The organism is Colwellia meonggei (assembly GCF_057537295.1).
In genome coordinates, this window is sequence record NZ_BAAJLZ010000003.1 from 50,040 (window position 1) to 72,168 (window position 22,129).

At 37.3% G+C, this 22,129-nt stretch carries 13 protein-coding genes; 7 read left to right on the top strand and 6 right to left on the bottom strand.

What is annotated here, in order from left to right:
* Window positions 1–4 precede the first annotated feature (4 nt).
* The 3 genes from AC27E9_RS08735 (at window position 5) to AC27E9_RS08745 (ending at window position 7,747) form a co-directional block, all read left to right on the top strand.
* Window positions 5–4,978 carry a response regulator gene (locus AC27E9_RS08735; protein WP_487129269.1) on the top strand — a complete coding sequence of 1,658 codons (4,974 nt, stop codon included), beginning with the start codon at window positions 5–7 and terminating at the stop codon, window positions 4,976–4,978.
* 21 nt (window positions 4,979–4,999) lie between these two features.
* On the top strand, window positions 5,000–6,016 hold the full coding sequence (locus tag AC27E9_RS08740; RefSeq protein ID WP_487129271.1) for an HD-GYP domain-containing protein: 1,017 nt from the start codon (window positions 5,000–5,002) through the stop codon (window positions 6,014–6,016).
* A 282-nt stretch (window positions 6,017–6,298) separates the two neighbouring features.
* The gene (locus AC27E9_RS08745; protein WP_487129273.1) at window positions 6,299–7,747 is read left to right on the top strand and encodes a hypothetical protein; all 1,449 of its coding nucleotides are present in this window, start codon (window positions 6,299–6,301) and stop codon (window positions 7,745–7,747) included.
* 108 nt (window positions 7,748–7,855) lie between these two features.
* Here AC27E9_RS08745 and AC27E9_RS08750 read toward each other — a convergent pair whose 3' ends face one another.
* Entirely contained in the window at window positions 7,856–9,700 is a 1,845-nt protein-coding gene (locus AC27E9_RS08750) for a M2 family metallopeptidase (RefSeq protein ID WP_487129275.1), read from the bottom strand.
* A gap of 944 nt (window positions 9,701–10,644) precedes the next feature.
* On the opposite strand from AC27E9_RS08750, the gene psrA reads away from it, so the two are divergent.
* From psrA to AC27E9_RS08765, 3 genes are all read left to right on the top strand, one after another.
* Entirely contained in the window at window positions 10,645–11,274 is a 630-nt protein-coding gene (gene psrA, locus AC27E9_RS08755) for a TetR family transcriptional repressor PsrA (protein ID WP_487129277.1), read from the top strand.
* Window positions 11,275–11,370: 96 nt separating this feature from the next.
* Window positions 11,371–12,387, top strand: a complete 1,017-nt coding sequence (gene nagZ / locus AC27E9_RS08760; protein WP_487129278.1) for a beta-N-acetylhexosaminidase — start codon at window positions 11,371–11,373, stop codon at window positions 12,385–12,387.
* Window positions 12,388–12,431: 44 nt separating this feature from the next.
* A complete protein-coding gene (locus tag AC27E9_RS08765) occupies window positions 12,432–13,808 on the top strand; it encodes an SLC13 family permease (RefSeq protein ID WP_487129280.1) in 1,377 nt (458 codons plus the stop codon).
* A 94-nt stretch (window positions 13,809–13,902) separates the two neighbouring features.
* Here AC27E9_RS08765 and AC27E9_RS08770 read toward each other — a convergent pair whose 3' ends face one another.
* From AC27E9_RS08770 to nhaB, 3 genes are all read right to left on the bottom strand, one after another.
* Window positions 13,903–15,618: an MFS transporter gene (locus AC27E9_RS08770; protein WP_487129282.1), complete on the bottom strand. Its 1,716-nt coding sequence runs from the start codon at window positions 15,616–15,618 to the stop codon at window positions 13,903–13,905.
* 244 nt (window positions 15,619–15,862) lie between these two features.
* Complete coding sequence (gene dsbB, locus AC27E9_RS08775; RefSeq protein WP_487129283.1) at window positions 15,863–16,381, bottom strand: disulfide bond formation protein DsbB; 519 nt, start codon at window positions 16,379–16,381, stop codon at window positions 15,863–15,865.
* Between the two features lie 118 nt (window positions 16,382–16,499).
* Window positions 16,500–18,089 carry a sodium/proton antiporter NhaB gene (gene nhaB, locus AC27E9_RS08780; protein WP_487129285.1) on the bottom strand — a complete coding sequence of 530 codons (1,590 nt, stop codon included), beginning with the start codon at window positions 18,087–18,089 and terminating at the stop codon, window positions 16,500–16,502.
* A gap of 357 nt (window positions 18,090–18,446) precedes the next feature.
* On the opposite strand from nhaB, the gene fadR reads away from it, so the two are divergent.
* A complete protein-coding gene (gene fadR / locus AC27E9_RS08785; protein WP_487129286.1) occupies window positions 18,447–19,157 on the top strand; it encodes a fatty acid metabolism transcriptional regulator FadR in 711 nt (236 codons plus the stop codon).
* Between the two features lie 110 nt (window positions 19,158–19,267).
* Here fadR and AC27E9_RS08790 read toward each other — a convergent pair whose 3' ends face one another.
* Both AC27E9_RS08790 and AC27E9_RS08795 read right to left on the bottom strand, forming a co-directional pair.
* Window positions 19,268–20,794, bottom strand: coding sequence for a SpoVR family protein (locus tag AC27E9_RS08790; protein WP_487129288.1), 1,527 nt, complete (start codon window positions 20,792–20,794; stop codon window positions 19,268–19,270).
* Window positions 20,795–20,813: 19 nt separating this feature from the next.
* A complete protein-coding gene (locus AC27E9_RS08795; protein ID WP_487129290.1) occupies window positions 20,814–22,091 on the bottom strand; it encodes a YeaH/YhbH family protein in 1,278 nt (425 codons plus the stop codon).
* Window positions 22,092–22,129: the final 38 nt, after the last annotated feature.

Sequence of the window (22,129 nt, forward strand, 5' to 3'; positions counted from 1 at the left end):
AATTATGTTGATGACGTTATCTCTATATAGTCACTCAACAGAAAGCCGTTCTATGGCAGAACTTACATCATTATTAGCGAATATCAGCAAAGTACACGTATATAAACTAGATAATCATGCCTTAAAAGGAAGTCTTGAACATCTCATTATTGACAATAGTCAGATTAAAGCAGTACAAATTAGAGAACATGAATTAGGTGAAATAATCTTTAGTTATTATTTTGATAGCGAAAGACGAGTATTTAACCGTTCAATACCTGCCCCTTTACTTAATTTTAAGATGTACCAGCAAGATATTGTTTATGAAGGTCAGCGTATCGCTACCATTGAATTGTATTCAAATGAAGTGCTTAACAGTACTAATGATGTATTTTTTAATCCGCTGGAACGCAAACTTCTCGATAGTCAACGAGTGATTAGGGTTGGAGTTGAAGATATCGAACCATTATCGTTTCGAGAGCACGGGGAGCTTACTGGTATAAGCATTGATTATCTTCAACAACTGATTGCCCTTACATCAATAGAAGTAGAGTATGTTGTTGGCAATTTTGCTGAATTATTACAGAAATTTAAATCAGGACAGCTTGACGTTGTGTCTGGAGTCTATTATCACCGCAGTCGTGAGCAACTAGGTTACTATAGCGAACCGATAATGAAAATTAGGGATTTTCTTTATGTGAACGAAAGTAATAGCGATGTGCGTGGTTTAGAAGATCTAAATGATAAGAAACTAGCCATTGTAAAAGGCTACTTGTCAGAAAAATTAATTAAAGAACAATATCCGCAAGTTAACATAGTGACAACAAATAACTTGATGGAATCTATGACCTTACTAATGAACAATGATGTTTCCGCATTACTGGATGCACAACTGTTTGTATCGCGTGTGCAAGAGAAAAATGCAATAACTGGGTTAAAAAGCATCCCAATCAATGAATTACCGGCACAAGATATTCACTTTTTAACTCATAAGAGCTTACCTGAATTAAGTTCAATTTTAACTAAACTACAATCTACCAATCAAGATATCAGTTTAAAGTCGATTGTAGCTAATTATTTGTTACTACCTAAAGAGACATCGCAAGACTTTAAAACCGATGATTTCATTCAGCAATTCTCTTCGACCATTACCTTACTAATTGCTTTGTTAGTCGTGCTGTTTATTATTGCTTATGTTCTCAACAAAGCTGTACATTCCGATCGAGCAATATTAATTTTTGGCTCTCAAGGTTTTGAAAAATTTATGCTGTTGGCTATCGCACTGTTTGCCACCTTTGTCATAATGGCCAGCTGGATGATATTGGAGCAATATAAAGAGGAGGTTAAAAGCAATACCCGTCAAAGCCTGCAAAGAACATTAGAGCTCGCCGAAGATAAAATTTCTGATACCCTTGCCTTGTACATTGGCACTTTAAATTACGAGTTAAATGAGACGCCCGCTATTGATAATATTGAGTTATTCGTAAATGCACAAAACGAAGTAGAAAAACAAGATGCAGCTGAACGAATACGAAAATCTTGGGAGAAATATTCGCGCTTTACCCGTGCCAGTAAACGTAGTTTGGTTGACCAATCAGGGAATGTGTTACTGGGTAATAATAGTGAAATTGCAGAGCAATTAAAGGCTCAATACCCTTTACATTTTTCCGAGGTAAGTAAAGGTAATCGTGTACTTTTCCCTAGCAATGTTTGTGTTGATAGCCAGCAAGTTGCACCATTATATAGTTGTGTTTTAGCGTTAGAGCCTATTATTGATAAGCAGCATAATATTATTGCAATATTATTAGATGAAATTAGTGCTGAAGACTTATTTTTTGAACAAGTTTATAACATTTCATATGGAAAAACAGGGCAGCTATTTGCTACCAATTGGCAAGGCAATTACCTTGTTAACCAAGCAATTGTTGATTCAATTAAAGTTCAGGGAAATATTACGTTTGCCGATGAATTGGGGCATGGTTTTTATCAAGACCGACCTTATATTGATATGGTTGATAACAATGACCATGAAAACACAAGGTATGCTAATCAAGTATCTGAGTCTAAAGGACTTAATGGCCGTTATGTTCTATCTTTGCATTACTGGAATACAGATTATAATTACGGTTTAGTGATTGAAACTGACGCAGATGAAGCATATAGATCTTTTCAATTGTTAAGACGAAGCATAGTTTTGTTAGTGCTTATTGTTATGTCATTTGCCGTTCCGTCAATTTTGCTAACCCTCAAGCTTGGTCGAAAGGCTAATGAAAGCTTACACGAAGCAAAAGATAGTTTAGAGACCTCAAAAATAGAGTTAGAACATCTAGTAAATGAGCGCACTAAAAAGCTTGTTTCGCTAGAAGAGCAAGGGCGCTCAATTCTTTCATCTGTAGGGCAAGGATTGTTTGGTGTTGATATTAAAGGGAGGTTACTGTTTGTAAATGACAGTACATCGGCTATTTTGGGCTACCAAGATCAGCATTTAAATGCGGTAAATGTCTTATCGCTGGTTGTTACTGGAGACTCTAATCGCGCCATTGACGAAAATCACTTATTTCATCAAACCATTACTTCTGGTGGCGTTTATAACTCAGACAAAGAACATTTTTACCATCAAGATGGGCACATTATTCCTGTGGAGTATACCAGTCGCGCAATAGTTAACAATGGTGTTATTAAAGGTTGTGTTGTAGTTTTCAGTGATATAACTAATCGCCTTAAGATGCAAAATGAACTTAAACAAGCAAAATTAGATGCTGAGCAAGCTTCACATGCAAAAAGTGAATTTTTGGCAAACATGAGTCATGAAATCAGAACACCGATGAATGCCATTATTGGTATGTCTCATTTGGCGTTGCAAACATCACTAGATAACAAACAGCGTAATTACATTCAAAAAGTGAGTAATTCCGCACAGTCATTATTAGGCATTATTAACGATATCCTTGATTTTTCTAAAATTGAAGCCGGTAAGCTTAAGATGGAAGAGCGTAAATTCAAAATAGATGACATGTTATCAGAGCTTGCCAGTACAATAGGTATGAAGGCAGAAGAGAAAGGCTTGGAGATTATTTTCTCGTTGGCAGCTGAGTTACCGTTAACCGTTATTGGTGATTCCTTGCGGTTAAATCAAATATTGATGAACTTATGTAACAATGCAGTTAAGTTTACTCATCAAGGAGAAATATTGGTTGCTGTTAAGCCAATTACCGAGTCAGATACGGATGTGCAATTGCAGTTTGATGTTACAGATACAGGTATAGGCATGACCGAACAGCAATTAGGCCAATTATTTCAGTCGTTTAGTCAAGCTGATTCTTCTACGACACGCCAATATGGCGGTACAGGTTTAGGCCTTGTGATTTGTAAAAACTTAGTATCACTAATGAATGGCGATATTTGGGTAAAAAGTGAGGTAAGTCAGGGCACAACGTTTTCATTTAAAATTTCGTTGAAAAAAGGTGAAGAAAAATCGCATGATCTCGCGGTACTAGTATCTTCTAATGTAAAAAAAGTGTTAGTTGTTGATGACAATAAAACGGCATTAGCAATACTGTCTACTATGCTGAAGGCATTAGGTTTAGAAGTTGTTCAGGCAGGCAGTGCAATGCAAGCGCTTAGTATCATTGCGGATAATGAGTACCATTTTGATATTGTTATTAGTGATTGGTGTATGCCAAACATTGACGGTGTTGACTTTATAATTCAAGCAAAAGAACATTATCAGAAACACTTAAGTACAAAAGTAACTCCTAAATTTATGCTTGTGACCGCTTTTAGCTGGGAAGATGCTCAAGAAAAGTCTGACGCATATGACAAAAACCTAATACAAGCATACTTGAGCAAACCTATTACCTATTCGGCGTTGATTAAAGGTATTGAGTTCGCCGTAGGCTATCGCAGTGAGTTGAATTTAACACCCGAAACCGTTGATGAAATAATTGCCGACACCGTTGAACCACTTCGCGGAGCAAATATTTTACTGGTTGAAGACAATGAAATTAACTTAGAGCTGGCGCAAGAAATACTTACAAGCCGAGATATACGTGTTACGACTGCAGTAAATGGCCAAGAAGCGGTTGATTTGGCCGAAAATAAGAGTTTTGATGGTATTTTAATGGACTGTCAAATGCCTGTTATGGATGGCTATCAAGCAACAAAAACAATTAGAGTCCATGGAAAAAACACGACTACACCAATTATTGCCATGACAGCTAATGTTCTGGTAGGAGACAAAGAAAAAGCGTTAGCAGTTGGTATGGATGATCATATTGCTAAACCAATCGATATCAAAGATATGTTTGCGAAAATGGCTAATTGGATAGTCGTAAATCAAAATGCTAGCGAGTTAGTTAAAACTCCAAAGGGAGATTCGTTAGACAGAATGTATGGAGTGTCGCCATTGATAACTAAGTTAAATATAGCGACATTAAATGCTGAAAAGGGGTTAGCGATATGTCAAGGCAATGAATCACTTTACTTGAAACTATTAGCTAAGTTTGTCGCGAGTGAAGCAAATTTTTCGCAGTCTATATTGACACTATTACACGAAGGGAATATTTCTGAATGCAAATTAAAGGCTCATACTTTAAAAGGAGTTGCGGGGAATATTGGCGCAGAATCTATTCAAAGACAGACTGTTGAATTGGAGACATTACTTAGGCAAGAGTTGCTGCAGTATGAAAATATTGAAAATGTCTGTCAGTTAATTACTAAAGATATTTGTGAAATTAGCATTGCTGTCAAAAGGCTGGACCGTAATTCAAACCAGGTTAGCAAAAGCATTGAACTTGAGAGTTTTTCAGCGCTATTAGATGAATTAGAAGCGTTTGTATTAGAAGATGATACCAGTGCTCTTGAAGTAGCTGAGCGCATTAAAGGTGTTCATATCAGTAGTAAAGTTAATGCATTACTTACGCAGTTAATAGACAACGTGAATGCTTATGAATTTGACGATGCCCAGCAAATCATTAATTGTATTAGAGAACTTATATAATGCGTATTGGAGTAATTTTTTATGGATAAACCTACAATACTGGTTGTTGATGATACGCCGACAAATATCGATGTATTAAAAGGGGTTTTACAGGGCAAATACCGGATAAAAGTCGCATTAAACGGTCCTAAAGCTATTGAAATCGCAAGAAAGAATAATGATATATCTATGATCCTACTTGATGTAATGATGCCAGAAATGGATGGTTATCAGGTTTGCAATATTTTGAAAGCTGATGTCTTAACGCAACATATACCGATTATTTTTATTACCGCTAAGTCGTCGATATCAGATGAAAAGCAAGGGCTAGAGCTAGGTGCGGTTGATTATATAGGTAAACCAATTCAGCCCGATATTGTTATTGCGCGTGTTAAGACACAGATGTTGCTATTAAATCAGCAAAAACATTTAGAGCACTTAGTTGAACAGCGCACGAAAAAACTGCAGGAAACCCAGCTGGAAATTTTACAGTGTTTAGGGCGTGCTGCGGAGTATAAAGATAATGAAACGGGTAAACACGTAATGCGAATGAGTGAATATTCTCGTATTCTTGCTGATTACATTACTGATAATAAACATTGGGTTAATTTACTTTATTTAGCTGCACCTATGCATGATGTTGGCAAAATAGGTATTCCCGATGATGTATTGCTAAAACCTGGAAAACTTGATGCAAATGAATGGGAGTTAATGAAAAGTCACCCCATTATTGGGGCACAAATTCTTGGTACTGACAAATCTGAAGTTTTATCAATAGCACGTGAAGTGGCATTGTCTCATCATGAGAAATGGGATGGCAGTGGCTACCCAGGAGGCTTAATAGGAGAAAATATACCACTATCTGGACGTATTGTTGCGGTGGCTGATGTGTTTGATGCACTAACATGCAAGCGTGCTTATAAAAAAGCTTGGTCGTTTGATGAAGCAAGTAAGTTTATTGCAGAGAATGCTGGTGGTCATTTTGATCCTGAAATATGCCAGGCTTTTGAAAAGGTAAAAGATAAGTTTCGTGAAATATATGAAGCTATTGTTGATTAATAGCCCTTATATAGAAAATTTTTTAAAATTGTGTACATATGAAACATACTCAGTATTTGCTAAACCCTTCTATTAAGATGCAGATAATGCAATATATAGCAAAAAAATTCAGAGCGAAATAAAATCGCGAGTTAAGAATAATTACCTTTCAGGCACCTAATTCACGTTTAACATAGATAGTATTTTTATAAGGTTTTGATTTTATTCTTTTATTGTTATGATGGAACTCATAAAGTTGTTACGTCAATTAACAATAACAATAAATTAAAGGATTAAGCTGTAATGAAATTAAATGCCTCAATTGGCGCACTTTCCTGTGCTGCTATTTTATCTGCATGTGGAGGTTCGGGTGGTTCGTCGGACACTACACAACCAACACCTATCCCTCCTACACCAAGCATAATTACCGTTAAAGCTGTTTATGTCGACGAATGTGGAAATGAAACTAGGGCCTCAGATGCTAAGTTATTAATTCATAATAATGATTTCTCTAATAAGGAAGTGATTTCAGCGAATGCCAGCGGCGAGATGAATTACTCTTCAATTAGTCCTACTGAGACATTATCAATTGTTACACGAGGAGTGAGAGATATCGAGGGAGAAACCCCTGTTACACTGACTAGTTATATAGATCATCCTGTTGGTAATATGGGAACATTGAAAATAAGGACTTTTGATACAAGCCAATGTAGCTGTCAAGAAAGTGATCTGATAGTGAACTCTCCAGCTCGCCCTCAAGATGTAGGAAGCTTAACTACGAGTATATTTTATTATAATACTGTTAACAATTCAGTTGGTTCATCACAGGTATTAGGGCTTAGAGAATGTACGAAAATAAATGAAAATGTAAATTTAATGTCGGCGCAAATGCGATATTCTTCCCCAGAAGAATCGTATGGGGTCTTAATTCCGAATTTTACGCAAGTTTCATCTATTGATACTTTGAGCCAGGGGCAAGTTGTTAGTATTAACACCAATGGCTCGGGTCGACGAGTTGCAGCTTTTATTGATGGTGAGTATTACTTTAGAAGTCTGGCCACCTCAGGTGACCAAAACGTATATAATTACCCGTTCGAGCAAATAGATTTTCATGTCATTGACGCTTTTAATTTTGATTTTTTAAATGACATTCCTGATGTAAACGAAGCATACTCCTATACATTATCTCGTCAGCGTACAACTGATATAAACCAGACATTCGACTTACCTCTAACAGTAGTTGATTACAACGAATTATTTGAGATACTTACCAGTGACTCTGGCAGTTACTCTTTGTCTAATAGCACTGATTTTGATTACATTAACATAGGTATGAGAGCGGTTGGGTATGGAGGGCTTATGCTTGACTGGTTTATTTTTGCGCCTACTTCCGGACAAGCCCCTAGCCTTGATAACCTTGACTTAAGTAGCTTTATTTCTGACGATGAACTAAGCACAAGAATAGATACTATAACAATGGATATTATAGCGTCCGGTTATCCAGGTATTAGCAGTTATAGTGATTATCTAAATAGTATCATCGATATTCAAAGAGAAGACTATATACAGCCAAAGTGGCAGAGATACAATTACTCCATGTTTAGTATGACAGTAGAAGCGAACAACTTATCAAATGTGCTAGCAAATAAATTGCAGTTGAATCGAGTTCTAAAACCTAAGTTTAGTCTTAAAAATGAGCTACAAAATACTACAGTTAGCACAATTGACAGCGAACAAAGGATTATGCCTTAATCACTCGGCATTGGTCGAAACTTTAATGTTGAGTAAATAGATACAAAAAAGCCCTTAAACAATTAAATTTAAGGGCTTTTTTATGTTAAGCATATTGCTAGCTAATGCTTAAAAGCCACATTGTTTACCTTGGTTTTTCTGTTTTAACCAAGTATGTAACGGAGAAAAATAATCTAGAATCGCTGTAGCGTCCATTTGTTCACTACCTGTTAGCACTTTGTATGCTTCCTGCCATGGCTTGCTTGAACCCATTTCGAGTACGGTACTTAAAGCTTTACCGGCATCTTTGTTGTTATAAATAGAACAACGGTGAATTGGGTCAGTATTACCTGAAATTTCACACAATGCTTTGTGGAATTCAAACTGTTGAATATGCGCTAAGAAATAACGTGAGTAAGGCACACCACCGGGAACATGGTATTTTGCTCCTGGATCAAAAGCATTTACATCACGCTCTACAGGTGCTGTTACACCTTGATATTTCTCACGTAATTCCCACCAAGCTGTATTGTAGTTCTCAGGTGTTACTTCACCTGAATATACTTTCCAACGCCATTGATCAACCATTAAACCAAATGGAATAAACGCAATTTTCTCAAGTGCCATTTTCATTAATAAGCCAATGTCTTTCGACTCATCAGGAATAGAGTCAATTAAGCCAATTTCTTTTAAGTACTTAGGTGTAACAGAAAGAGCAATTGTGTCACCAATGGCTTCGTGGAAACCATCATTGGCACTGTTTTGGTAGTAAACAGGTTGGTTTTGGTAGGCACGTTGATAAAAGTTGTGGCCTAACTCGTGATGAATAACTGAAAACTCCTCACCTGTTTTTTGAATACACATTTTAATGCGAATATCATCTTTGGCGTCTAAATCCCATGCTGAAGCATGACAAACCACATCGCGATCTGCTGGTTTAGTGAATAAAGAACGCTGCCAAAACGTTTCTGGTAAAGCTTCAAAACCTAGCGAAGTAAAGAAGGTTTCGGCACCTTTTACCATCTTAATTTCGTCGTAGTTATTTGCTGCCAACTGTTCTGTAACATCATAGCCAGGATCTGCATTCTCGGGTGCTACTAAGTCGTAAATATTGCCCCAAGACTGTGCCCACATGTTACCAAGTAAGTGCGCTGGAATTGGCTTGTCTTGCGGTACTTTATCCTCACCGTAAGTTTCACCTAGCTCTGAACGTACGTAACAATGTAAGTCGTCATATAGTGGCTTAACTTGTCCCCACAAACGGTCAAGTTCTTTTGCAAATTCGTCTGCAGGCATATCGTAATTTGAACGCCACATAGCGCCTAAATCAGGGTAACCTAAACCTTGCGCACCTTCATTTCCAAGCTCTGCTTGGCGGGTATATAAAGGCTTCATATCTGGACTAATAGTTCTCCAGCCTTGCCACATTTCAAGCAACTCATCGTAATCGCGCGAGTTTGCCATTTTTGCCGTCATTTGACCTAGGCTTAATGTCTCACCTGCTTTAGTCGTATATTTACCTTTACCGTACATGCTACCAAGCTCTGCACCAATTTTGGCTAGTTCAGCAGACTTAGCTGAATCTTGTGGAGCTGGCATGACTAAGCTTTGCTTTAATATGTTTAATTTTCGACGTTGATCGGAATTTACTTCTACATCATCGAACTTTGCCGCCGCCATGGCAAAACGAACACCTGCTTCAGTAGACTTTTGATCTGCTTCTGCAGCTAACGCAGAAGTGTCTTCGGTAATGAAGTTGGCGTTGATCCAGGCTGCACGACTGCCTTCTAAGTTGAGTTGTACAAGTTCCTTTTCTGTATCCTTTAAGAACTTTTCAGCATCTTTTGCCGTGAGTTTTTGACTTACCGTTTTTGCTGCTACGTTGTCTGTTGTGGTTTTGTTATCACCACTACAAGCGGATAAGCTTGCCGCAACTAAAATAGCTGCTGTGGTTAATTTAAATGTCGGTTTCATAATTGTCCGTTATTGTTTTAGTTAACGTAAGAATTAGCTCTTGGCTATATTAGAGTGCGACAAGATGGTTAGCAACAATATTGCGTTCAATGGCAATAATTTAAGCTCGTTGGTGGTTTTTTGGGTAAAAAAAAAGCTCAGCGAAAGGGGGGCTGAGCCGTTATATAAAATATACTAGGGAAAGTATGAAATCAACTCATCAAACATATTGTTTGAAAAGCAAGTTAATCATATCGGTCATGGCTGTTTTTTACTGTGTTGTTTCTGTAACAGTTTGTAATCGAGGTGCTAATTTTTAATCAAAAAAAAGCTCAACTAAGTAGTTGAGCCATAAAAATATACTAGGGAGAGTATAACAAAATCACTATTCAAACATGGTGTTTAAAAGTTGAAGTAATAATAGCGATTAAGGCTGTTTTTTACTGTGCTGATTGCGTAATAAATTGTAATGCTTAGCGTTGAAATATCATGAGCAATCATAACCGATAAATTACAAACAAAAAAAAGCTCAACTAAGCAGTTGAGCCACAAAAATATACTAGGGAGAGTATAACAAAATTACTATTTCAAACTTCTACCGTTGAAAAGTTAGGATAATAATAGTGATAAATGCTGTTTTTTACTGTGCTGATAGCGTAATAAATTGTAATGCATAGCGCTGAAATATTATGTGCAGTGATAACCGATAAATTACAGGCAAAAAAAAGCTCAACTAAGTAGTTGAGCCATAAAAATATACTAGGGAGAGTATAACAAAATCACTATTCAAACATGTGTGTTCAAAAGTTGAGATAATAATAGCGACTAAGGCTGTTTTTTACTGTGCTTATTTAGTAAAAGTTTGTAATAGATAAATCTAGAAAGGTTTGGTTGCGTTATTTTAAACGCTTGTTTAAACTGAGCGTATTAATTTCTAAAAACTCGATATATGGCGCTATAGACTTATGAGCACAAAGAATAAAATATTAGATGCGGCAGAGAGCTTGTTTGCGGATAAAGGTTTTAATGGCACGTCTTTACGTGAAATTACTAGCCAGGCAGAAGTAAATTTAGCAGCGGTTAATTATCATTTTGGCTCAAAGAAAGAACTGATTAAAGCGGTAATGTCTCGTTATATGAATGAATTATCGCCACGTTTAGAAAGTGCGTTAATACAGGTTTGCGAAGGCGATAAACCAACATTGGTTGATGTGTTTTCAGCATTTATCGAACCATTACTGTCGCTGAATGATTTTAAAGACAATGGCACCAGTAACTTTTTACAGTTGCTAGGCCGAGGCTACACTGATAGTCAAGGCTTCTTACGTTGGTTTCTTACCACTCAGTATCCTGGAGTCATTGATAACTTTGTACTTGCCGTACAAAAGGCTTACCCAGAGTTAAGTGCTGAAGAGATGTTTTGGCGATTGCACTTTACCATGGGGACTGTCGTATTTACCATGTCGTCAAGCGATGCTTTAATCGATATTGCGAAAAGTGATTTTGAACGCGACTTACAAATTTCAGATGTTATTCGCAATGTTATCCCATATGTTGCCGCCGGTGTTGGTGCCCCTATGCCATCTAAAGCTTAATCAAGTACAAATAAAGTTTTATTTAAATAACTTACACTTTGTTTGTTAGCGTTAATTCGGTAGAGTAGCAGCACTTTGAATTAAGATAGTGCTGTTATGGGCCCAGTCATGATGGATGTGCAAGGCACATCTCTTTCTCCAGAAGATAAAGAAATACTTCAACACCCCTTAGTTGGCGGTTTAATCTTTTTTACTCGTAATTATTATTCTCCAGAACAAGTATCGGATTTAAGCGCACAAATAAGAGCTGCTGCTAAAAAGCCAATTTTGCTTGCTGTTGATCATGAAGGAGGTCGTGTTCAACGATTTCGTAATGGTTTTTCATTGATCCCAGCAATGGGCAAAATTTGGCAAATGTCAGATGAGAATTTAACTTCCGCCAAAATGCTAGCAGAGCATTGTGGTATGTTGATGGCACTTGAAGTACAAGCCGTTGGTATAGATATTAGCTTTGCTCCCGTGCTTGATATTAATAATATTAGCGATGTTATTGGCGATCGAAGTTTTCACCATGAACCTGAACATGTCACCGTTTTGGCTGAAGCCTTTATTGGTGGATTACACCAAGTCGGTATGAAAGCAACTGGAAAGCACTTCCCAGGTCACGGTAGTGTGAAAGCAGATTCCCATATTGATTTACCAATTGATAATCGTTTAAAAGAAGCGATATTTCAGCAGGACTTACTTCCATTTAAACAACTGATAAAAAATGACAAAGTTGATGCTTTAATGCCTGCACATGTTATTTTTCCTAATGTTGACAGCCAAGCCGTTGGCTTTTCTCGTTATTGGTTACAGAATATTTTGCGAGAGCAACTTGGGTTTAATGGCGTTATTTTTAGTGATGACTTATCTATGCAAGGTGCTGCTAGTGCTGGTGGCTATATTGAACGTGCTGAAGCTGCACAAAATGCTGGTTGCGATATGTTGCTACTTTGCAATAACCGTGCAGGTTGCATAGAAGTATTAGACGGTGCAAATATTGTTAAAGCTAAAGCGAGCCAAACTCGATTGAGCAAGTTATTAAAACCTAACAATGGTAACAATTGGTCAACTTTGAAAAATAACCAAAACTGGCAAAGTGCCAGTAAATTATTGAACAGTTATAGTTAAATTGCTGTAAACGTTATACAAAAATAATAATATCGGACGAATTTATGAAATTTTCTAAATCACTTTTTATGGTGCTTGGCCCCGTATTAGCGATAGTGTTTTACTTCTTTTTACAAGCCGTAGGGCTAGAGAATAAAGCAGCTATTGCTGCCGCAATAACATTACTTACGGTTATTTGGTGGGTAACCGAAGCTATTCCTATCCCAGCTACGTCATTGGTACCATTTGCATTATTACCTCTTTTTAATGTTGTCGATCATAAAACAGTCGCTTCTGCATTGGGTAGCCACGTAATATTGTTACTAATGGGGGCATTCATGCTCTCTAAAGCCATTGAGAAAAGTGGTGCACATGAGCGCCTAGCGGTTTACATGGTAAAAATGGTTGGAGTAACAAGTGGTCGACGTATGGTGTTTGGCTTTATGTTAGCCAGTGCATTTTTAAGTATGTGGATTTCAAACACCGCTACAACCTTAATTATGCTACCGATAGCTTTGGCCATATTAAAACATATTGATAATCAAAACTTAAAAGTGGCATTAATTTTAGGCATTGCATATGCAGCGAGTGTTGGTGGCGTAGGTACTCCAATAGGTACACCTCCAAATGTTATTTTTATGGGGATATACGAAGAACAAACGGGCACAGAGTATTCCTTCTTAGAATGGATGAAAATTGGTGTGCCAATTGTATTACTGGCTATTCCACTAATCGCATTTTGGTTAACTCGCAATGTGAAACTTGAGCATGACATTCAACTACCAACACTTGGCGCATGGCGTAAAGAAGAAAAACGTACATTATGGGTTTTTGGCTTAACAGCACTAGCTTGGATCACTCGTAAAGAGCCGTTTGGTGGCTGGAGTGGCGCATTAGATATTAATATAGCTGGCGACAGTACCGTTGCCTTATTCGCGGTCGTTATAATGTTTATTGTACCTAATGGTAAAGGCTCACGACTGTTAGACTGGGAGAGTGCGAAAACAATACCTTGGGGAATGTTACTGCTATTTGCTGGAGGTATCGCCTTAGCTAAAGGTTTTGTCGCGTCTGGTTTAAGTGGGCTATTAGGAGACTGGCTTGCGTCGTTCTCAAATTTACCAGTAATTTTAATGATAATAACAATCTGTTTAGTAGTGACTTATTTAACCGAGATTACCAGTAACACTGCAACAGCAACTTTACTTATGCCTATTTTAGCTGCGGCGGCAATAGCATCAGGTTATGATCCGAAAGTGCTAATGATTCCTGCAGCGATATGTGCAAGTTGTGCATTCATGTTACCAGTTGCAACAGCGCCAAATGCAATTGCCTATGGTACTGGCGAAATTGAAATTAAAGAAATGGTTAGGGAAGGCGCTATTCTAAGTTTTATTGTTGCCTGTGTTGTTGGTATTGTTTGTTATTTATTACTTATTTAACGTTAATTATTCGATAATAAATACCTTCAAAATAAAAGCGACACAGAATGTCGCTTTTATTTTATGTAAGTAATGTGAAGGCGCAGAAATTTAACTAGGTATTAACTATGTTATCACTACTAATTGACAGGCTTTGTTTAGGTGAATAAAAACGTTGTTGTTGCCAAGCGGGTAGCCATTTATTTTTGAATATTACCAAAGTAATGGCACTAATAATGCCAATACTGGCAAACATTGACCACATCAACAGTGGGCTGTTTAACTCTTTGGCTAAATAACCGTAACCCCAACCAGATAATAGGCCGGCAAACAAGTTACCTAACGCCATAGATACAAAGTAGTAGCCCATATACATGGCAGTATTTTCTTTCGGCGCAATAGCTGCCACGTATTCTTGGCTTTTTGGCGAAGCTATCATTTCACCAAAAGCAAAAACAATTACCGCGGTTACCATTACGGTACCGCCAAGTAAAAGCCCGTGAGCAAGCCCACCTAAAACTAAACCTAAAGCAACTACTACAGTACCAACCACGATAATAGGTAACGCTTTATACTTTGCACATAGGTTACTAATAAATAGTTGGCAGAAAACGATAATACCGAAATCTAAATTAATAATATATTCGGGGTTTATTTGGCGATAACTATTAGCCCACTGTTGTGCTATATCTAAAGCACTTGCTTTATTTTGCTGAATTAGCACTAGTGCTCGCTGAATTTCGTCGACAGGCACCATTACTTTATAATTTACTAATTCAAAATACAGTTGCTGAAGGTTACTCTGAGTTAGATTGTTAAGCATAGCTTTTGTATTGATAAACTCAGTTAGTTGCTCAAGGTTCACTGCAGCGAGGAAAGGAAGCCACGAAGGGATGTTATCACCAATAAATAACACTAAGTCTTGCGTGTTGATAAAATCACGAATGTATAATGGAGTAGTAATAAAAAGCTGTAAATACATCGCCCAAAAGCCCGTTAAAATAAGTAAGTAAACGATAAACGGTTTATTACCTAATTTAATGGGGGAACGATACCAATAAGTATGTTTGTTGTCGCTAGTAGTTATTGAGAGTGTTCGCTGTATTAGTTTGTCCCAAATTAAGTTAATGGCTAACCATATAGCAATAATCATTACACAAGTCGTAAAGCTAAATACGCCTTTTGCGCTTATCATTAATAGCATTATGAGTGGAACAATTAACAAAGCTAAACGACCATTTCCCAGAACTTCTTGAACTTCTGAAAACACTTTTTTAATCGGCTTTGAACTCTCTGTTGTGGTTGGCTCTTTATAGAAAAATATGGCAGGAATAAAGTTAATGGCAATCCACAGCGACGACATGATAAAAACCATATCCCAGCCGATAACCCTGACGTAACCAGCAACTAACGGCCCTAAAAATCCACCAATATTGACCATAGTGTAAAAAACACCAAACCCTAAGCCACGATTTGTATCATCGGTTACTCTGCCGACAGTACCTACAACAACAGGTTTAAAACAGGCTGCCCCTATGGCGACAGCGAGAAATACCGCACAAAATGACCAAAATTCTGTGACTTGCCCAAGTAAGAAGTATGCTGGTGTCATAATAATGAATGACAATATAAACATGCGCTTATAACCATATCTATCAGCAAGTGCACCAGTAAAAACGGGAAATAAGTATAGAAGGAAGGGGATCATTCCTTGTAAAAAACCACGTTCTTGATCGCTAAACCCTAAACCTCCTTGTGCGCTAGGGCTAGTCATATACAATGAGGATAAAGTGAAAAAACCATACCAGGCAAGGCGTTCAAAAATCTCCATGGTATTTGCGATGTAAAACGTAGAGTTAAACGGGGTTCGGTTTTGTTTGTTATGGGGGCTATTGTTCATAGTTTTTATTATTTTGAGTATACTGTATACAATTTATGCTAAGGCAAAAAAATAAGCAACTCAATTATTATTAAGTTGCTTATTTTGCGTTTTTTACTTAGCCTTTGCCCATCACAGGCGTAACGAATTTGATGTTTAGCGACTAAATCTGGGTAGAATCGGGACCAAAATAAAGTTAAAACATTTTTTCTTTTTGTAACCGTGCAAGCAATACTATGGCAAAAGCTGCACTATATACTGCAAATATAGCAACCATAACTTGCGGCATGGTAAAGCCAAAAAATTGCCACTTAATGTCACCACAATCTCCAGTAGCTTCAAATAGCGCCGGTAGCCATTCATGCAGTGGTGCCCATGATGGGAAGTTAGGAATAAATTCACAACTAAATAAAAATGACATCGTTGCTGATTGCATTTCAACATGCTCTAAGGCAATGATTAGACCCCAGATAGCGCCAGTTGCCCATAAGCCATAAGCGATAATACGCACTAATACAAACTGACAACCAAGAGCGCCAATAACGCCAGCCAAAAATACACCCCAAATAGCTGTACGTTGGTAAATACACATAATGCAGGGTTCAAGTCCCATAACATATTGAAAATAAAGTGCGCATAATTCGAAGCATAAGGCACTTACAGCGAGCAACTGCCACGCACGTTGGTTAAGGGATAATTGGCTTAAGAAATTCACTAAATGTTACCTATGGCTGGATTTTTATTATTAAACTTTGAAATGCATGCTATCAATAATCAAAAAGCGCCACAAGGGCGCTTTTGTTAGTTTTTATATCTGCTTACAACTTTATGACTTAATGGCCACCAGGTACTTCTGTTGCTGGCTTAGTACTATGATGTTGAATCAAATTCGAGTCATAGTAAGACTGCGTTGCATCAACTAAATGGCCTGACGAAATAGCGATTAAGCCAACAATGGTTAGTACAATCGTATATGGTAATGCCATAACAACCATACGGCCGTATGATAAACGAATTAACGGTGCTAATGCCGACGTTAATAAGAATAAGAATGCGGCTTGACCATTTGGTGTAGCAACACTTGGTAAGTTAGTACCTGTGTTAATAGCAACAGCTAGTAAGTCAAACTGATCACGTGTTATTTGGCCAGCAGCCAAGGCTTTAGAAATTTCAGTAATGTAAACCGTACCAACAAATACATTGTCACTAACCATAGACAAAAAGCCATTTGCTAGGTAGAACATCACTAGCTGCATATTACCTTCATAGGTTAATACCCAAGTAATAACTGGTGTGAATAACTGTTGATCAACGATTACGGCAACTACCGCGAAGAATACTGCCAATAAGGCGGTAAATGGTAGCGCTTCTTCGAAGGCATGACCGATTTGGTGTTCTTCAGTTACACCAGTAAATGCTGTGGCTAAAATGATAACAGATAAACCTATCATACCCACTGGCGCTAAATGTAGTGCTAAACCAACAACTAACCAAATAGCGATAACGCCTTGCATGATTAATTTAACATTATCACGACGATTACGATTCTTGCTTTCTTCAACATCAAAGTCATTAAGAATTGTATAAACGTTTTCTGGTAGGGCAACGCCATAGCCAAACCATTTTACTTTTTCTAAAAATAAACATGTCAACATACCGGCGAAAAACACAGGAATGGTTACCGGTGACATGCGAATAGCAAATTCAATAAAATCCCAACCGGCTTGGTGACCAATAACTAAGTTCTGTGGCTCACCAACAATGGTACATACGCCACCTAATGCAGTACCCACACCCGCATGCATTAATAAGTTTCTTAAATAGCCGCGAAATTGCTCTAAGTCAGTGCGTGAATACTCAGGTAACTCATGATCACTGGTGTGGTCATGGTTGTGATGATTGTCTTTTCCAGAGGCTACCTTGTGATATACAGAATAGAAACCAATGGCAACACTAATAATTACAGCTATTACTGTTAGTGCATCTAAGAATGCCGATAAAATCGCACCTGAAAAACAAAAAAGCAACGAAACCATCATTTTAGAGCGAATTTTTGTTACTATTTTTGTAAATAAAAATAGTAACAAACTCTTCATAAAGTAAATACCAGCAACCATGAATATTAATAATAAAATAACTTCAAAGTTGTGTACCAGTTCAAGCTTGATTTGCTCAGGCGAGGTCATGCCGATGGCAACTGCTTCAATGGCTAATAAACCACCGGGCTGTAATGGATAACACTTTAGTGCCATGGCTAAAGTAAAAATAAATTCAATAACTAAGGCCCAACCCGCGATATAGGGGTCGACAACAAAAAATAAGATAGGGTTGATAACTAAAAACGATATTATTGCGAGTTTGTACCATTCAGGCGAATTGCCTAGAAAGTTTTTATAAAACGCACTCATAAATGATTGCTGCATAATGAACCTTTTAAAAATTAAGAGCTAGGGTTAGTGTTTGCTTTATTGTAATTAATTATTTTTATATAAATTTATGACTCTCAGCAGTTTAAGCGTAATTCACGATATTGTAAATATGTCACATTCTGCCCATGGTTATTGATTTTTACCATTTTAGCGGTAAATATAATTTCAATAATCTAGATCAATTTAATAAAAAATCTCTAATTTATTTTTAATACACTCGTAATTATTGGGACCTTACGATTTCTAATTGTAGTTTAAAAATATTTACCTGCTTTTATAGCGCTTGTGTCAAATGTCTGTTCTGGTACAATCAGTTTCAATTACAGTCAACTCTAAGTGATGTGGAGCCCCATGGTTATAAAAGCGCACAGTCCAGCAGGATTTGCCGAGCAGTATATAGTTGAATCTATTTGGAATGGAGGCTTTCCTCCTGGCACGATCTTACCCGCTGAACGTGAGTTATCAGAGCTTATTGGCGTTACTCGCACAACGTTACGTGAGGTTTTACAACGTTTAGCTCGTGATGGTTGGTTAACGATTAAACATGGTAAGCCAACGAAAGTGAATAACTTTTGGGAAACATCAAGCCTTAATATTCTTGAAACATTGGCACAACTTGACCAAGAAGGTATTCCTGATTTAGTTGATAATTTAATGTCGGCGCGTACCAACATTAGTGCGATTTATGTTCGTGGTGCGATTAAAAATAATCCAGAAAAAGCCATTGAATTGTTATCTGCATTTGAAGAAGTTGAAGATAATGGTGAGGCATTTGCCGAGTTTGATTATCAGTTAAACAAAGAGTTGGTTGTAGCTTCAGGAAATTCAATTTACTTACTTATATTGAATGGCTTTAGGGGCTTATATTCACGTTTAGGTAGTTTGTATTTTTCTCATCCAAGTGGCCGAGAAATTTCTCGCGCGTACTATAAGAAGCTTATTGAACTTGCTAAAGCAGGACAGTTTGACGAGTCAGTTTTCGCGGTTCGAAAATATGGCGTTGAGTCAGGTAAACTTTGGCTTGAACTTAAAGACGAAGTACTAAAAGAGCTAGCTGAATAAGCTATTATTCAGCTACATGTTATAAGCTTGCTCACTTTATCAATTGAGATTTATTTTTAAGCTAATGGCAAGTAGTACAATAGGGCAATAGACGTATCATTATTTTATGATCATGCTGTTGCCTTTTTTTCTAGCTCAGTTTTTGCTTTTGGACATTGAGCAATAACTTCATCTATACCATGGCTATTTTCTTGTAATAATTTAACGTCAAATTGCCATAGATAATATAGGTGCTTTAGTACTTCATCTTTTGAATCAGCTAAATTCACACCTTGGTGTGGAATATAGCGTAATGTTAATGAACGGTCGCCGGTAATATCGGCATTCGTTATTTGAATATTCGCTTCTAAATTACTCAAATTATATTGATTTGATAACATTGCGCGAATTTTCTGATAGCCACTTTTATTATGAATTGCGCCAACTTCAATGTAATTTTTGTCATTGTCGTCATGTAAATGAAATAGTTTAAAATCACGCATTAATTTAGGGGATAAAAACTGGCTTATAAAGCTTTCATCTTTGAAGTTCTCCATGGCGAAATGTAAGGTATCTAGCCAATTGCTGCCAGCAATTTCAGGAAACCACTCTTTATCTTCCTCGGTAGGGTGCTCGCAAATTCTTCGAATATCGATAAACATATTAAACCCTAATGCATAAGGGTTTATACCCGAATAGTAAGGGCTATTATACTCTGGTTGTGCAACGACATTGGTATGGTTGTGTAAGAATTCAATCATGAATTTATCGGTGACCAAGCCCTCATCATATAAGTGATTTAAAATTGAGTAGTGCCAAAAGCATGCCCAACCTTCATTCATAACTTGTGTTTGTTTCTGAGGATAAAAATATTGTGATACTTTGCGAACAATACGCACTAGTTCACGTTGCCAAGGTTTAAGTAATGGCGCGTTTTTCTCGATAAAATAAAGAATGTTTTCTTGTGGCTCTGCTGGGAAAGTCATTTTTGCTTTGTCTTGTTCCTTATCGTTATCAGGCACAGTGCGCCAAAGCATATTAACTTGCGATTGTAGGTAAGATTCTCGTTCTTTTTGGCGCTTTATTTCTTCTTCCATTGATATTTTTTGTGGTCGTTTATAACGGTCGACTCCGTGATTCATTAATGCATGACAAGCATCAAGGCAAGCTTCGACGTCGTCAATACCGTACTTGTGCTCGCAATCGGCAATATAATTTTTGGCAAATAGTAGGTAGTCAATAATAGAGCTAGCGTCGGTCCATGACTTAAATAAGTAATTGCCTTTAAAGAACGAATTATGGCCGTAACAAGCATGTGCCATAACAAGGGCTTGCATGGTCATGGAATTCTCTTCCATTAAATATGAAATACATGGATCAGAATTAATAACAATTTCATAAGCTAAACCCATTTGACCGCGCTTATAAGTTTGCTCGGTTTGAATGAACTTTTTACCGAAAGTCCAATGATTGTAGCCTATTGGCATGCCAACACTGGCATAGGCATCCATCATTTGCTCTGCTGTTATTACTTCTATCTGATTGGTATATGTATCTAAACGGTAATGTTCAGCTACACGCGCAATTTCAGTTTGATACTGCTCAAGCTTGGCAAATGTCCAATCACTATTATCGTCAAGTGGTTTACGTTTTGTCATAAAACCCCCTTACTTATTATTAGGCTGCTTGTTCATTTTTCTTTTTAAATAATGAACGAAATACCGGATAGATATCAGCTACTGTTTTAATATGTTCAATTGAAAAAGATGAATCAGACTCTGCAAGCTGTGCATATTGTTGCCATAAGCTTTGATGGGCTCGTTGGGTTATTTCAATGTAGCTAAAATAGCGAGTTTTTGGCAAAATTTTATTACGCATTAGCGCTTGGCAATGTGGGGAGTCGTCTGCCCAGTTATCACCATCAGATGCTTGCGCACCATAAATATTCCATTCATTTTCGTTGTATCTATCATTGATGATCTCAATCATAAGCTCCAAGGCACTTGATGCAATTGTTCCACCGGTTTCTTGTGAATAAAAAAACTCGTGTTCATCAACTTCCTTAGCCTGGGTATGATGACGAATATAAACCACATCAATAGTTTTATAGGTACGGGTTAAGAATAAATAAAGCAAAATATAAAAACGCTTAGCAATATCCTTTGTTGCTTGGTCCATAGAGCCAGAAACATCCATTAAGCAAAACATCACTGCTTTAGATGTTGGCACAGGTTGCTTTGCATAGTTGCGATAACGCAAATCAAAAGAATCAATAAACGGCACTTTGTTAATTTTGCTTTGCAGTTCGTTAATTTCAGTAGTTAATTGGTTTTTTGCTTGTACATTGTCATGTGGATCTTGTTCAAGTAAGGCTAGTTTTGCCTTTAGTTCTTTTAACTTTCTGCGTTTGTCAGAAGTCATTGCTATTCTTCGGGCGATTGAGCCCTGCAATGACTTAACAATGTCGATATTTGATGGCACTCCTTCTGCACAGTAACCAGCGCGAACAGTTTTATAGTCAATCAGTTTATCTAATTGATTTTTTTCTAAATTTGGTAACTCCAAGTCTTCAAATAGTAAATTCAGATATTCGTCTTTAGATATCGAAAAGACAAAGTCATCGCTACCTTCTCCTGAATCACTAGCGTCACCAGAGCCGCTACCTTGTCCCTGTTGTTGCGGAGGACGAGCGATTCTGTCACCAGTAGTAAATTGGTCATTACCGGGATGCACGCGATCTTTTATACCGCCTTTACCTTGATGGAAAACCGGTTCGCTTAAGTCTTTTTTGGTAATGGTTACATTTTCACCACTATCAACATCAGTGACACTACGATGATTAACGGCGTCAGAAACAGACTTCTTTATTTGACTTTTATAGCGTCTGATAAAGCGCTGCCGATTGACAGTGCTTTTATTTTTGCTATTTAGTCGTCTATCAATAAAATTTGCCATAAATGCTCCTTACTTAGTTTCATTTTGCAACTAAGTAC

Coding starts and splice junctions, on each gene's coding strand:
- AC27E9_RS08735 (WP_487129269.1), top strand. CDS start 5: ATGTTGATGACGTTATCTCTATATAGTCACTCAACAGAAAGCCGTTCT.
- AC27E9_RS08740 (WP_487129271.1), top strand. CDS start 5,000: ATGGATAAACCTACAATACTGGTTGTTGATGATACGCCGACAAATATC.
- AC27E9_RS08745 (WP_487129273.1), top strand. CDS start 6,299: ATGAAATTAAATGCCTCAATTGGCGCACTTTCCTGTGCTGCTATTTTA.
- AC27E9_RS08750 (WP_487129275.1), bottom strand. CDS start 9,700: ATGAAACCGACATTTAAATTAACCACAGCAGCTATTTTAGTTGCGGCA.
- psrA (WP_487129277.1), top strand. CDS start 10,645: ATGAGCACAAAGAATAAAATATTAGATGCGGCAGAGAGCTTGTTTGCG.
- nagZ (WP_487129278.1), top strand. CDS start 11,371: ATGGGCCCAGTCATGATGGATGTGCAAGGCACATCTCTTTCTCCAGAA.
- AC27E9_RS08765 (WP_487129280.1), top strand. CDS start 12,432: ATGAAATTTTCTAAATCACTTTTTATGGTGCTTGGCCCCGTATTAGCG.
- AC27E9_RS08770 (WP_487129282.1), bottom strand. CDS start 15,618: ATGGAGATTTTTGAACGCCTTGCCTGGTATGGTTTTTTCACTTTATCC.
- nhaB (WP_487129285.1), bottom strand. CDS start 18,089: ATGCAGCAATCATTTATGAGTGCGTTTTATAAAAACTTTCTAGGCAAT.
- fadR (WP_487129286.1), top strand. CDS start 18,447: ATGGTTATAAAAGCGCACAGTCCAGCAGGATTTGCCGAGCAGTATATA.
- AC27E9_RS08790 (WP_487129288.1), bottom strand. CDS start 20,794: ATGACAAAACGTAAACCACTTGACGATAATAGTGATTGGACATTTGCC.
- AC27E9_RS08795 (WP_487129290.1), bottom strand. CDS start 22,091: ATGGCAAATTTTATTGATAGACGACTAAATAGCAAAAATAAAAGCACT.